The sequence below is a fragment of the Novosphingobium sediminicola genome (assembly GCF_014196525.1).
Lineage (GTDB): Bacteria > Pseudomonadota > Alphaproteobacteria > Sphingomonadales > Sphingomonadaceae > Novosphingobium > Novosphingobium sediminicola.
Genome location: NZ_JACIDX010000007.1, coordinates 1 through 12892, shown reverse-complemented (window position 1 = coordinate 12892; position 12892 = coordinate 1). Strand labels below are relative to the sequence as shown.

Genomic DNA, 12892 nt, shown 5'->3' with positions numbered 1-12892 from the left:
CCGCACCGGGCGTTTCGGTGCGGCAAATTGTCCCTATTTGCAAACTCAACTTTTCGCGGGGCAAAAAAACGGCCAGAGCATCGCCATGGCCAAGAACATCGACACATCTGCCCTGCACACCGACACGCAGCTGACGCTGGCGGGGCGCCGTCCGGAATGGACCGGCATCGAAAATCACCCCTCCGCCGTTGTGACGCCCGCCGTGTGGCGCGCCTCGACGCATCTCTATCCCGATATGGCGGCGCTGCGCGCGGGCCATGCCTATAATGAGGATGGGCGGTTTTATTACGGCCGCCGCGGCGCGCCGACGCAATGGGCGCTGGCCGAGGCATTGACGCAGATCGAGTCGGGCGCGGCGGGCACGGTGCTCTATCCCAGCGGTCTGGCGGCGATTTCGGGCGTGTTGCTGGCGGTGTTGAAGCCGGGCGATGTGCTGTTGATGACCGACAATGCCTATGAGCCGAGCCGGACGCTGGGCAATGGTATCCTCAAAACTATCGGCGTGGAAACGCGCTGGTTCGACCCCACTGATCTGGCCAGTTTCGAGGCCGCGATCTGCGAGCGCACCTCCGCCGTCCTGCTCGAATCGCCCGGCAGCCTGACCATCGACGTGCAGGACGTGCCTGCCATCGCCGCCATCTGCCGCGATCGAGGCATCATCAGCATCATCGACAACACATGGGCCAGCCCCCTCGGCTTTGCCCCCCTGCCCCACGGCGTGGACATCACGCTGATGGCGCTGACCAAGCACGCGGGCGGCCACAGCGACGTGATGATGGGCAGCGCCAGCGCAGGCCCCGAATGGTACGACCGCCTGCGCCGCCATGCCCAGCAGATGGGCACCGTGGTCAGCCCCGATGACGCAGCGCTGGTGCTGCGCGGCCTGCGCACGCTCTCGATCCGACTGGAGCGCGAGACGGCCAGTGCGCTGACGATTGCGCAATGGTTGCAAGGGCGGCCAGAGGTGGCGAAAGTGCTCTGCCCGATGCTGCCTGGCGCGCCGGGGCATGACCTGTGGCGGCGCGATTTCACCGGCGGCTGCGGACTGTTCAGCTTTGTCCTGCGCGGCGGTACGGGCGCGGCGCGCGATGCGCTGATCGATGCCCTTGCGCTCTTCGGCATCGGCTATTCATGGGGTGGCTTTGAAAGCCTCGCCACCCCGCTCGACCCCGCCCGCGTACGCACGGCCAGCGTTTGGCCCTTGGCGGGGATGGAGGCGGAGGATCGCTTTGGCGTGCGTCTGTCGATTGGGCTTGAAGATCCGCGCGATCTGATTGCGGATCTGGAGCAGGCTTTGGAGGTTTGGGCGGCCCAAGGGTAAAAATATGCCTCCGGCGGGCAAAGGGACTCGATCCCTTTGCAATCCCATGAATGGGGGTTTTAAAATCGGGATCGTCGCGCGGCAGGCCATTTTATAAAGCCTGCGGCGCGGCGGGATAGCGCTGATTGGCGCCGCAGGCTTTTCGTTGAAATCTTGCACAATAACACTTCGTGGCAAACCTGCCGCGACCCCATAACGGGATTGCAAAGGGCCCCCGCCCTTTGCCCGCCGGAGGCAAACTTCCTCCTTTAATCCACCCATTCCCGCGCCAGAAACCGCCCCCCCGCCATCATCAAAACGGCGGCCAGCAGATAGAAGCCCAGCCCCAGCAGGATCGCATGGCGCAGGGCGTCATCGCCATAGGTTGGGGTGAGCCAATCCGACAGCCTGCCAATGGTCAGCGAGCCCAGCCCTGCACCGATGAGGTTGTTGATGAGCAGGAAGCTGGCCGAGGCGGTGGCGCGCATCGGGGCGGGCACAAGGTGCTGCACGGCGGTCAGCACCGGGCTGAGCCAGAGATAGACCAGCGCCTGAGGCAGGAGGAAGAGCCAGAAGGTGATCTGGGCTGATCCGGTATAGAGCCCGGCGGCGAACAGCGGCGCCCCCAGTAGAAACGACACAGCCGGCAACAGGGCATAGGCTGCGCGGCTGCGGCCACCCAGCCAGTCGGCGAAGATGCCGCCCGCCATCACCCCCACAGTCCCGCCGATCAGCAGCAGCAGGCCAAAGAAATGGGAGGTTTCCACCAGCCCCAAGCCAAACGATCGCCGCATCAGCGAAGGCAGCCAGAAGGCCAGCCCATAGCCCATCATCGAACTTGAACTCGCGCCAAAGGCCAGCAGCCAGAAGCTGCGTTTGACCGCAAGGATGCGCAGCACCTCGATCATGGCCGGGGCCTTGACCGTATCGGGCCGGGGCGGATCGCGCACCAGCAGGGCGAAGAGCGGCGTGAACACCAGCCCCGCCAACCCCACGCCCAGAAAGGCCGCGCGCCAGTTGACCACCGCCGCCACATAGCCGCCCAGCAATATGCCCGCCGCCGAGCCAAGCGGGATGCCCAGCGAATAAACCGCCATCGCCCGCGCTCTTTGATGGGGCGGAAAAGCGTCGGAAATGAGCGCATAGGACGGCGCCACCCCGCCCGCCTCGCCCACGCCCACGCCAAGACGGCAAACGAACATCGACCAGAAACCCGAGACCACGCCGCAAAGCGCGGTAAAGGCGCTCCACACCGCCAGCGAGGCGGCGATCACCGGCGTGCGCCCGCGTTTGTCGGCCAGCCAGGCCAGCGGCAGGCCCATTGTGGAATAGAGCAGCGCAAAGGCAAAGCCGCCCAACACGCCCAGTTCGGTATCGTTCAGATGAAGATCCGCCTTGATCGGTCCGGCCAGAATGCCAAAGATCTGGCGGTCGATGAAATTGAATGTGTAAACCACCAGCAGCATGGCCAGCACAAATATCGGCTTTTTTGTGACTGGCTCTCGCCCGGTTGCGGGTTCGGACATGTTTCTCTCCCAAGGGGCCTTGCGCCTGTCCGGTAAACCTTGCGGGGTAAACCTTGCGCTTTGGGCCTGCTTGGGCATAATAGTGAAAAATGAATCACGCTTCAAATTAGAAAGCGGCAAGAGCGATGTCTGATACGAAAAACACCCCTGCGCCCGCCCCCATCCCCGGCGCCAACAAGGTGCCCAAAACCGAGCGCGGGCGGCGCACCTTGCGCGCGCTGCTCAATGCCGCGGCCGAGGAATTTGGCGAAAAGGGCTTTCACGACGCCGCCATCAGCCAGATCACCGCGCGCGCAGGCGTGGCCACGGGCAGCTTTTACGTCTATTTCGACAGCAAGGAAGCGATTTTTCAGGCGCTGGTGCGCGATCTTTCGGGTCAGGTGAAGGATTTCGTCGCCCCCCGCATCGCCGCCGCCCCGGACCAGATCGCCGCCGAACAGGCGGGCCAGCTCGCCTATCTGGAATTCGTGCGCCAGCATAAAGAGATCTATCGCATCATCGACGAATCGGAATTCGTCGATCCGGCGGCCTATCGCGAACATTACACCAAATCGGCCACCCGCATCGCCGCCCGCCTGCAATCGGCGATGGAGCGCGGCGAGATCAGCGAGGGCGATTGCGAGGTGCGCGCATGGGCGCTGATGGGCATCAACGTGTTTCTCGGCCTGCGATACGGCGTGTGGGGCGATGAGGCGCCCGAGGATGTCGTTCGCGAGGCGGGGCGTTTCATCACCGAGGGCCTTGCCCGGCGGGAGGAAAAGCCATGAGCGGCCATGAGCCCCGCCACTGGCGCAGCGCCGAGGGGCTGAACCTGTTTGCCCGCGATTATGCCGGGGCGGGCGGCGAGGCGCGGCTGCCGGTGGTATGTCTGCACGGCCTGACCCGCAATTCGCGCGATTTCGAAAATGTCTCGCCATGGATCGCGGCGCGGCAAAGGCGGGTGCTGGCGCTGGACATGCGCGGGCGCGGCCATTCCGAGCGCGACCCGGCGGAAAATTATGACATCGCCACCTATGTCGCGGATATTACCGCGCTCTTGACGCAATTGGGGATTGGCCGGGCGATCTTTGTCGGCACCTCGATGGGCGGGCTGATTACGGTGGAGTTGGGCACGCTCTATCCCGAACTGGTGGCCGGCGCGGTCATAAATGACATCGGGCCGCAGCTTTCCATGGTCGGGCTGGGTCGGATCGCGGGCTATGTGGGTCAGGGCAAGCCCCTGCCCGACTGGCAGGCCGCAGCAGACGCCTGCGCGGCGATGAACGCCGATGTGTTTGCCCATTACGGCCCCGCCGACTGGATGGCCATGGCCCGCCGCCTGTTCCGCGAGGAAGGCGGACAGGTCATCGCCGATTACGACCCCGGCATCGCCCGCGCGCTGGCCCGCATCGTGGCCGACCCGGACCCGTGGGGCAAATGGCACCGCTTTGCCGATGCGCGGCCCGTGCTGGTGCTGCGCGGGACGGTTACTGATCTGCTGGATGCCGATGTGGCAGAGGCGATGGTGGCGGGCAAGCCGCGCGCGGTTTTGGCCCCGGTGGCAGGCGTTGGCCATGCGCCGATGATGGATGAGCCGGATGCGCGGGCGGCGATGGGGCGGTTTTTTGATCGGGTGGATTAAAGGGTAGATGCGAGGGTCTAGACCCTCGCGCTCCCGTTACTGTCTTTGTTGCGCCATCGGTTCAACGTTTTGTGTCAGACGCGGCGTTGAAAATTGAAAGCCTGCGGCGCTGTTAAATCGCGCCGCAGGCTTTCAATCAATCGAGTTCAGCGCCCCGTCGCCATCGAAGCACCACCCCTTTATCGGGATTGCAAAGGGCTTTCGCCCTTTGCCCGCCGGAGGCACTCCTGCCCCCCTATCCCTTTAAAAATTCACCGTAGCCGTCGCAAACACCTGCCGCGGATTGCCCCAATAGGTGGTCAGCACGCCTTCCTTGCCCAGCGTGGGGATCAGATTGCCCGCCCCGGTATAGGTCAGCGCGCCGGTGGTGGCATTGGCCGCGACATAGGTATAGCCCGAGGTCTTATAGCGCTTGTCGGCCAGATTTTTGCCATAGACGCCCAGCGTCCAGCGGCCACCGGGCGCGCGGTAGACGAGGCTGGCGTCAAAGAGCGCATAGGCGGGCTGATCGAGATAGGGGTTGGGTACTTCGAACTGATAGGTGGTGCTTTTCCACGAAACGCCGCCTGACAGGTCGAGCGAACCGGCGGGCACAGGGATCGCATAGGAGGCCGAGGCATTGCCGGTCCATGCGGGCGTGTTCTGCACCTTGCGGTTGGCGGCCACATCGGTGGGCGCCCCGGCGATCAACGTGATATATTGCAGATACTTGGCGTCGATATAGCCCAGCGAACCATTGAGCGAGAGCGCGCCCAGCTTGAGCTTACCCTCGGCCTCCACGCCCTGCATCCGCGCCTTGCCCGCATTGGACACCACGCCGCAGAAGCTGGGCAGGCCGCCCACCGTGCAGGCCACCGAACCGGGGATCTGCACATCGGTGTAATCCATGCGGAATGCGGCCAGATTGAGCGCCAGTTTCCGATCGAACAGACGAGTCTTTAGGCCGATTTCATAGCTGTCCACCTTTTCCGGGCGGAAGCTGAGATATTGGCCCTGTGTCACACCGGCGGGCGCATTGACGCCCACGCCGCGCGGGTCAAACCCGCCGCCCTTGAAGCCCTGGCTGAAGCTGGCATAGATCGTGTTGTTCGAGTCCGGCTTCCAGTTGAGCGATACGCGCGGGGTGAATTTGGTATAGCTGGCGCTGCCCAGGAAATTGGTGCTGGCCGCGCCCGATGCGGTGCCCGCCCCGCCAAAGGTGGGCGAACCCCCGCCCACGTAATTCTGGCGCAGGATCTGGGCATAGCGCTTGTCCCAGGTATAGCGCCCGCCTGCCTCGATACTGATCTGGTCGGTGATGTCATAGGACATGTTGACGAAACCGGCCATCGTGTCGGTGCGGATATTGGCGTCGGTATAGGCGGTCAGGCCCGCAACGGTCGTAAACAGGCGCACGTCAAACTGGGTCAGCGCGGTGGCATAGAGGTAATAGAACCCCGCCATACCGTTGAACCGGCCCTTGCTGTAAAGCACCTGAAGCTCCTGACTCCATTGCTTATTGCGATAATAGGCCGGAACATCGACGTCCTGCGAGGCGGTCGCGTCAAAGTCGATGGGCGAGGCCGAATCGTCCTTACGGAAGGCCGTGATCGAACGCAGCGTCAACGCCTCGCTCGGCTTGGCCTCAAGGAAGAGGGACCAGCCCCATGCCTTCACATCCTGCTTGGGGCTGTTCAGCCCCGCCTGCGTGTCGAACACATTGGCCAGCACCGGCGCGCCGCTGTACTGGCCCGGAATTTCGCGGTGGCCGCCGCGCGGGTTCGACATGTCATGCGTGTAATCGCCCGTCAGGCGGGCGAAGATCTTGTCGCCATGGACCTCCAGAGTGCCGCGCCCGGCCCAGATGTCCTTGTTATAATTCGACAGGCCCGTGGTCAGGTTTTTACCAAACCCGCCGCGCGTCAGGCGGGCCAGCGTGCCGCTGGCGCGGATCAAGCCGTCCTTGGTGATCGGGCTGCTGATCGTGGCCACACCATCGGCCTGATCATAGCTGCCATAGGTGCCGCGCAGGCCCAGATGCAGCTTGTCGTCGATCTTCTTGGTGACATATTTGATCGCGCCGCCAATCGTGTTGCGGCCATACAGCGTGCCCTGCGGTCCGCGCAGCACCTCGACGCGTTCGACATCATAGATGTCCAGCACCGCGGCCTGCGGGCGGTTGAGATAGACATCATCCAAATAGATGCCGACGCCCTGTTCAAAGCCGGAAACGGGGTCCTGCTGACCCACGCCGCGGATGAAGGCCGAGAGCGTCGAGTTGGTCCCGCGCGAAGGCTCCAGCGTCACGTTGGGCACTTCATCGGCCAGCGAGGTGATGTCGGCAAAGCCCTTGGCGGCCAATTGGTCGCCGGTCAGCGCGGTCATGGTGATGGGAACGCTGTTCAGCGATTCGTTGCGGCGGCGGGCGGTGACGATGATGTCGCCATTGCTCGCGCCCTGTTGGGCCAGAGCGGGCGCAGGCAGCGCGCCGATGGCCGCGCTGGCAAATAGGATTGCGGTGAACGGACGAAGGCTGTTGCGGGCGTTCAGGGCCATGTTCCTCTCCTTGCGCGGCGATCTTTTGCGCCGGCGTCTGAAGGGGACAATATTGAAAGGTGAACCGCCTTTCAACTTTGAATTATAGGCGCACCGAAAAAGCCCGCAAAAGCGTTGCCAAGGCGCAACATGAAAGCTGATTCAGGTGGGCTCGCGCGGTCCGGCAGGCCGCTTGGGCCTGCGACCCAGCATCGCGCCAATGTAGAGATGCTGGACCAGAATATAGCCGACAATCGTCATCGGCGCGGCCAGCAACACGCCCGGAGGCCCAAACAAAGTGCCCGTGGCGATCACGGTGAAGAGCAGCACGACCGGGGGCAGATCGACCGAGCTTTTCTGCACCATCGGTTGCACCACATGGCCCTGAATCTGCTGAACCAGCACGAAAAGGCCAATGGTCCACAGGCCTGTCGTCGGACTGGCCGAAAAGCCGACCAGCACGCCGGGAATCGCGGCCAGCACCGGCCCCAGATAGGGAATGAAATCAAAGGCCCCGGCCAGAATCGCCAAAGCATAGGCCGAGGGCACGTCAAGCAGCAACAGCCCCGCCAGCGTCAGCGCGGCGATGAACAGGCTGGAGACCATCTGCCCCTTGAGCCACAATTGCAGCCCGCGCCCGCAATCATCGAGCGCATCGGCCATCAGGCTTTCGACCGAGCGCGGCAGCAGGCGCAGCACCCCGCCGCGATAAAACGCCGGGTCGGCGGCAAAGAAAATGCCCCCCACAAACACCACCGCCACATCGGCCACCACCCCGCCCACCGAGATCACAAAACCGCTGGCCCGCTGAAAGATCGAAGACAATTGCTCGCGCGCCACCTTGGCCATTTCGGACAGATTATAGTCAATATGCCAATGGTCGAGATAGGCCTGCGCGGCATCCACCGCTTGCGGCAATTGGCGGCCCAGTTCGACAAACTGGCCCGAAACCAGCCCGCCGAACATCCAGCCCAGCCCCGCAAAAATCGCCAGCAAGGAGAGAACCGCCAGCCCCACCGACGCACCATTGCCCAGCCGCAGCCGCACGAAATGCCCCGCCAGCGAGCGCAGCACGACGGCCACCACCACCGAGGCAAACACCAGTATAAGCAGATAGGACAATTCCACCACCAGCGCCGCCAGCGCCACGATGAAAAGCAAAGCCAGCGCCTTGCGGGTAAAGGCAATCAAATCGTCGTCGCGCATGGGGCCCCGTTACTATTGGCGTATTTCCCGATGCTTATGCCACAGCATCAGGCCAAGGCACGAGATTTATCAGGCCCCGCAGCGCAAATGATCGACCAGCGCCTCGGCGGCGGCGGCGATTTCGCTCCATGCGGCGGCGAAATCCTCGACACCGCCGTAATAGGGGTCGGCCACGGAATGGCCCTCGCGCCCCGGCAAATGATCGAGCAGCAGCGTCAGTCGGGCGGACGCGTCCGCCGGGGCAAGGCGGCGCAGATCGGCCAGATTGGCCTCATCCAGCGCGACGATATGGCTGAAATGCTGGAAATCGGCGCGTTCGACCTGACGCGCGCGCAACCGGGTGATGTCAACGCCATGCCGCGCAGCCTCGGCGCGGGCGCGCGGATCGGGCGCCTCGCCAATGTGCCAGCCCCCGGTGCCGGCCGAGTCCACATGCACGGCAAAACCCGCCCGCGAGGCAGCGGCGCGAAAAGCGCCCTCGGCCAAAGGCGAGCGGCAAATATTGCCCAAACAGACAAAAAGGACTGAGGCTTCCGACACCATCGGCGCACAGATTAACCGCGATTCCCGCCCTTGTCACTTGCCCCGAGGCGCAGAATCGCGCGATTTGTTAAATTGTGGTCCCAATCCGGGACAGACGCGACGAGCATTACCTAAAAGGTTGGGTACGCGTTTTACGAAAAACCAGACAGGCGAAACCTCGCACCCATGCGCCTGATGCAAGATTTCGCCCATCGAGCATTGCCAACATCGCCCCGCCTGCTTCAGGACGACTCTGGCACTCATATCTCAATTCACTAAGTAGACAATAGTCCCGCGACAAAGCGCACAGCACTTTCGACGAATGGAGTGGCCTGCGAAAAAGCTCCGGTGTGCCGGGGCGAGACGCGATGCAAACAGGCTCTTTCCATCGCGGCCAACCCCGTCTAGGCCCGCCAGTTGTGACCCAATCCGCCCCCCTTCATCCGGCGCAGATCCGCCACCCCGATCTGGCCCGCCTGGTCGAACATTTCTATGATCGGGCGCGTCAGGATGCGCTGCTGGCCCCGGTCTTTGCGCGGATCACCGACTGGCCGCACCATTTCCGCGCGCTGACCGCTTTTTGGGTCACGCAGTTGCGCGGGCGCGGCCTCTATCGCGGCGCGCCGATCGCGGTACATCGCGCGATGAAGGACGAGTTGACCCCCGCGATGTTCGAGCGCTGGCTGGCCTTGTGGGACGCCTCCACCGCGCAGGTGATGGGGCCCGATGATGCCGCCGCCTTGCAGGCCCATGCGCGCCGCATCGGCGCCGTGATGCAGAAAGCGATTTTCGAGTGAACGCCGCCTTATGGGCCATGCTGGGCTGCTTTCTGGCCGGGATCGGCGCGCGCGATCAGATGCTGGCGGCGGCGCTGACCGCGCGGCTGGGGCGGCACGGCGGATTGCTGATGATGGGGGCGATCACGGGCGCGCTGGCCTGTGCATTTGCAGCATGGTTTTCGGGCGAAATGGCCGCGCAGATGACCTATCCCGCGCGGCTGGTGCTGGCCTGTTTCGCGCTGATCGCGGCCGGAGCCGAGGCTTTGATCTTTCGCCCCGGCTTCAAGGCCAAGGAACCGACCCGCTCGCTCTTCGCCGCCGCGCTGGTTTTGCTGATGCATCAGGCTGCTGATGCGGCGCGCTTTATCGTGCTGGCCGTGGCGCTGGTGGGCGATGCGCCGATCCCGGCGGCGGCAGGCGGCGCGGTGGGCACGGGCTTTGCGCTGTTGCTGGGTTGGCTCGCTGCGGAGACGATGCTGGACGCGCAGGGCGGAATTGTCCAGATCCGGCGCTGGGCGGGCGCGGTGCTGCTGGGGCTGGGATTGGGGCTTTCCGCGTGGATCTGGTTGGGATTTAACGGATAGTGCGATTTCTGCGATGGCAGATAAATCGCCATACCCAATTACACTCCCCGCATTGATCCATTTTTCCAATTGAACCAAACGCGCTAGACAGCCCTTAACACAGCAAGGCCGCGATGCTGCGAGGCCTGCAATTCAGCAAGGGATGCGCAAGATGAACGACCACAACACCAAGACCGCCCTCACCCACAGCCTCAACGGCCTGCTGGCCGATCTCTTCACGCTCTATCTGAAAACCAAGAATTTTCATTGGCATGTCAAGGGGCCGCAGTTTCACGATCTGCATCTGCTGTTTGATCAGCAGGCGGGCGAGATTTTTGCGCTGACCGATATTGTGGCCGAAAGGGTCCGCAAGAATGGCGGCGCAACGCTGACCGGGATCGGCGCGATCACCGCGGCCTCGCGCATTGCCGATCAGCCGCGCGCGGATCTTGCCGCCGCCGAAATGATTGCCGAATTGCGCGATGACAACGGCCGCCTTGTTGAGGCGATCCGCGAGGTCAAGTCCGCCGCCGGGGCCGCGGGCGACAATGCCACCGACGGGCTGGCCGATGACTGGACCGATCAGGCCGAAACCCGCGTGTGGTTTCTTTCCAGCCTGCTGGGGTAAAAAACCGGCTCTGCCCGCCGCCCCGCGGGCAGAGCCGTTCTTGAGAAAAATCAGATCTTCTTGACGATGCGGCGCAGCGACTGCGTCATCATGTGGATCTTGTCCTTCTTGGTGATGTATTTCCACGCGCCATTCTTGCCCGCGCGAAACACATCCATTTCCGCATGCGATGATGTCAGCACCACCGAGGGAAAATCCACCTGAATCCGCGCCTTCAGCTCGGCCAGCAGGGCAAAGCCGTTCTTGCGCGGCATCGAAAGATCAACCAGCGCCAGATGCGGCACAAAATTGCGCGCATCGACGATTTCCAAAGCCTCAACCCCGTCAATCGCCCTCACGACCGATTTGACCTTGGGGATGTTCTTGAGCGCCTCAAGGATGATGTAGGCATCGGCGTCGTCATCTTCGACCAGAAGAATATCGACCCGTGCTTCATCCTTATCGACGATCTTTTCCTGAACAGGATTGGGGCTTGCTTCGGGATTAGGCTCCTTTTCGGCGATATCAGAAAGACGATCGTTCAAAACATGCTCAACCAGCATTACTTCCTCCATAAGCCCCCGATTAGATCAGGTGCGAAACAAAGGTCCGGGGTTTCATTGCCGGACCGAAATTCCGCATGAAGAAAATCTATCGCTTTCTGATTTTTATGATCTTACGGTGCTCATAGTAAAAGATACGGAGTTTGCACTTTGTTCAATAGGTCCCGCGGGCATTAACACAATCAATTGCATGGATTTACCATTATGAACACCGGCCGGACCGCTATCGCCGGTTTCCGGGCAAACATTAGCAAAATCTGGCTCGCCTACTTAGGCATGTTCACCGATTTATGCGCAGATGCATAGGATTGCATCGCTTTGTCTCCGCTTTGCCCTTGCCGCCCGCGTTTGCTATTCAACATCGATGGCCGACATCACCATCAACCAAGGCGCCAGCGACAGCGCCATCGCCGACTGGCTAGCCCAGCATCTGTTGAACGCACTTGCAGCACACACTGGCGAAATTGCCATTTCACTGCCTGGTGGGTCGACTCCATTCCCGATCCTTGCCGAACTGGCGCGGCAGGGCCTGCCCTTTGATCGAATCGCGATTTGGCCCGGCGATGACCGCGTTGTGCCCGATGATCATCCGGCCTCGAATGTCGGCCGCATCCGCGCCGCGCTCGAACCTTTGGGCGCGCGCATCGTGCCGCTGGTCGAAGATGCTGCGCCGCCGCATTTCGCGCTTGTCTGGCTGGGCATGGGCCTCGACGGCCATATCGCCAGCCTGTTCCCCAATACCGATCCCCGCCCCGACGCCCCGGCGCGCGTGCTGCGCCTGACCCCCGATCCCCTTCCGCCCGAAGCACCCTTCGACCGCCTCTCGCTGACCATCCCCAGCCTTGTCGCCACCGAAGCCTTGCTGTTCGTGGCGCGCGGGGCCGAAAAGGAAGCGATCCTGCGCGCCGCCATCGCGGGCGAACACGATCTGCCGGTGGCCCGTCTGTTAAAGGCCGCGCAATCGCCCGCCACATGCTTTACATGAGGCCATGCTTTATCTGATCGCCGAAGCCATCCTCGCGCACCTGCCCGCCCCGTTGCACCGCATCGCGCTGCGCGGAGCCCATCGGGTGCGCAAGGCATGGTGGCGGGTCCGGCGGCCCAGCCTCGAAGGCTGCCGCATCCTCGCCCTCGACGAGGCCGGGCGCGTGCTGCTGGTGCGCCACTCCTATGGCTCGCCCGACTGGATGCCGCCGGGCGGCGGCATGAAACGCGGCGAGGACCCGATCCGAGCCGCCTTGCGCGAATTGTTCGAAGAACTGGGCTGCGGCCTGACGAATCCGCGATTGGCCGATGTCGCGCAGGACACCCTGCATGGCGCGGGCAACAAGGTGCATATCGTGATCGGCCAATGCCTCGGCACGCCCCGACCCGACCTTCGCGAAATCACCCATGCGGTGTTCTTTGCCCCTGACGATCTGCCAGAGGATCTGTTGCCTGCCTTGCGGGGGCGGATTGAGGTTTGGGTGTTGGGGGAAGGGCAAGAGGGATAGGTGCGAGGGTCATGACACTCGCGCTCCCGATACTGTCTATGCTGTGCGTGAGGTTCGGCGTTTTGTGTCAGACGCAGCCTTGGGCAATTTATCGCCTGCGGCGGGGAGTGTCAGGAATTCCGTGTACGGGGCGGCGGTTGAACATCAGGCCGCCATGGCCCGAACGAAACGATCGCCGAAGAGAACAGCGAACTGAGC

The 12892-nt window shown here is 63.0% G+C and carries 13 protein-coding genes; 8 read left to right on the top strand and 5 right to left on the bottom strand.

All coding sequences use genetic code 11. The features are described 5' to 3' along the window. The first annotated feature begins 85 nt into the window (after positions 1-85). Positions 86-1321, top strand: a complete 1236-nt coding sequence (metC, locus tag GGR38_RS09980) for a cystathionine beta-lyase (RefSeq protein WP_183625077.1) — start codon at positions 86-88, stop codon at positions 1319-1321. Between the two features lie 248 nt (positions 1322-1569). Here the strand turns inward: metC and GGR38_RS09975 are convergent, their stop codons facing one another. After that, positions 1570-2826, bottom strand: a complete 1257-nt coding sequence (locus GGR38_RS09975) for a spinster family MFS transporter (RefSeq protein WP_183625075.1) — start codon at positions 2824-2826, stop codon at positions 1570-1572. 125 nt (positions 2827-2951) lie between these two features. Between GGR38_RS09975 and GGR38_RS09970 the strand changes: the two genes are divergently transcribed. Together GGR38_RS09970 and GGR38_RS09965 are read left to right on the top strand one after the other, a co-directional pair. Continuing rightward, positions 2952-3593: a TetR/AcrR family transcriptional regulator gene (locus tag GGR38_RS09970; protein ID WP_183625073.1), complete on the top strand. Its 642-nt coding sequence runs from the start codon at positions 2952-2954 to the stop codon at positions 3591-3593. Next, positions 3590-4447, top strand: coding sequence for an alpha/beta fold hydrolase (locus tag GGR38_RS09965; protein WP_183625071.1), 858 nt, complete (start codon positions 3590-3592; stop codon positions 4445-4447). The genes GGR38_RS09970 and GGR38_RS09965 overlap by 4 nt, the downstream gene beginning before the upstream one ends. Before the next feature lie 243 nt (positions 4448-4690). On the opposite strand, the gene GGR38_RS09960 is transcribed toward GGR38_RS09965, so the two are convergent. The 3 genes from GGR38_RS09960 to GGR38_RS09950 form a co-directional block, all read right to left on the bottom strand. After that, positions 4691-6976, bottom strand: coding sequence for a TonB-dependent receptor (locus GGR38_RS09960; protein ID WP_183625449.1), 2286 nt, complete (start codon positions 6974-6976; stop codon positions 4691-4693). Between the two features lie 147 nt (positions 6977-7123). Next, entirely contained in the window at positions 7124-8167 is a 1044-nt protein-coding gene (locus tag GGR38_RS09955) for an AI-2E family transporter (protein ID WP_183625069.1), read from the bottom strand. A gap of 69 nt (positions 8168-8236) precedes the next feature. Continuing rightward, positions 8237-8710 (bottom strand): low molecular weight protein-tyrosine-phosphatase, encoded by a 474-nt coding sequence (locus GGR38_RS09950; protein WP_183625067.1) that lies wholly within the window; start codon positions 8708-8710, stop codon positions 8237-8239. 398 nt (positions 8711-9108) lie between these two features. On the opposite strand from GGR38_RS09950, the gene GGR38_RS09945 reads away from it, so the two are divergent. The 3 genes from GGR38_RS09945 (at position 9109) to GGR38_RS09935 (ending at position 10659) form a co-directional block, all read left to right on the top strand. Further along, the gene (locus GGR38_RS09945; protein WP_183625065.1) at positions 9109-9486 is read left to right on the top strand and encodes a group III truncated hemoglobin; all 378 of its coding nucleotides are present in this window, start codon (positions 9109-9111) and stop codon (positions 9484-9486) included. Then, complete coding sequence (locus GGR38_RS09940; protein WP_183625063.1) at positions 9483-10052, top strand: hypothetical protein; 570 nt, start codon at positions 9483-9485, stop codon at positions 10050-10052. The genes GGR38_RS09945 and GGR38_RS09940 overlap by 4 nt, the downstream gene beginning before the upstream one ends. A 151-nt stretch (positions 10053-10203) precedes the next feature. Continuing rightward, positions 10204-10659, top strand: a complete 456-nt coding sequence (locus GGR38_RS09935) for a Dps family protein (RefSeq protein WP_425497054.1) — start codon at positions 10204-10206, stop codon at positions 10657-10659. A 50-nt stretch (positions 10660-10709) separates the two neighbouring features. Here the strand turns inward: GGR38_RS09935 and GGR38_RS09930 are convergent, their stop codons facing one another. Continuing rightward, positions 10710-11201, bottom strand: a complete 492-nt coding sequence (locus GGR38_RS09930; RefSeq protein ID WP_183625059.1) for a response regulator — start codon at positions 11199-11201, stop codon at positions 10710-10712. A gap of 364 nt (positions 11202-11565) precedes the next feature. Between GGR38_RS09930 and GGR38_RS09925 the strand changes: the two genes are divergently transcribed. Both GGR38_RS09925 and GGR38_RS09920 read left to right on the top strand, forming a co-directional pair. Next, a complete protein-coding gene (locus tag GGR38_RS09925) occupies positions 11566-12186 on the top strand; it encodes a 6-phosphogluconolactonase (protein WP_183625057.1) in 621 nt (206 codons plus the stop codon). Positions 12187-12190: 4 nt separating this feature from the next. Further along, complete coding sequence (locus GGR38_RS09920) at positions 12191-12694, top strand: NUDIX domain-containing protein (protein WP_183625055.1); 504 nt, start codon at positions 12191-12193, stop codon at positions 12692-12694. The last annotated feature ends 198 nt before the right edge of the window (positions 12695-12892 follow it).

Excerpts from the sequence above, each read along its gene's own strand:
- metC (WP_183625077.1), top strand. The coding sequence starts at position 86 with ATGGCCAAGAACATCGACACATCTGCCCTGCACACCGACACGCAGCTG.
- GGR38_RS09975 (WP_183625075.1), bottom strand. The coding sequence starts at position 2,826 with ATGTCCGAACCCGCAACCGGGCGAGAGCCAGTCACAAAAAAGCCGATA.
- GGR38_RS09970 (WP_183625073.1), top strand. The coding sequence starts at position 2,952 with ATGTCTGATACGAAAAACACCCCTGCGCCCGCCCCCATCCCCGGCGCC.
- GGR38_RS09965 (WP_183625071.1), top strand. The coding sequence starts at position 3,590 with ATGAGCGGCCATGAGCCCCGCCACTGGCGCAGCGCCGAGGGGCTGAAC.
- GGR38_RS09955 (WP_183625069.1), bottom strand. The coding sequence starts at position 8,167 with ATGCGCGACGACGATTTGATTGCCTTTACCCGCAAGGCGCTGGCTTTG.
- GGR38_RS09950 (WP_183625067.1), bottom strand. The coding sequence starts at position 8,710 with ATGGTGTCGGAAGCCTCAGTCCTTTTTGTCTGTTTGGGCAATATTTGC.
- GGR38_RS09935 (WP_425497054.1), top strand. The coding sequence starts at position 10,204 with ATGAACGACCACAACACCAAGACCGCCCTCACCCACAGCCTCAACGGC.
- GGR38_RS09930 (WP_183625059.1), bottom strand. The coding sequence starts at position 11,201 with ATGCTGGTTGAGCATGTTTTGAACGATCGTCTTTCTGATATCGCCGAA.
- GGR38_RS09925 (WP_183625057.1), top strand. The coding sequence starts at position 11,566 with ATGGCCGACATCACCATCAACCAAGGCGCCAGCGACAGCGCCATCGCC.
- GGR38_RS09920 (WP_183625055.1), top strand. The coding sequence starts at position 12,191 with ATGCTTTATCTGATCGCCGAAGCCATCCTCGCGCACCTGCCCGCCCCG.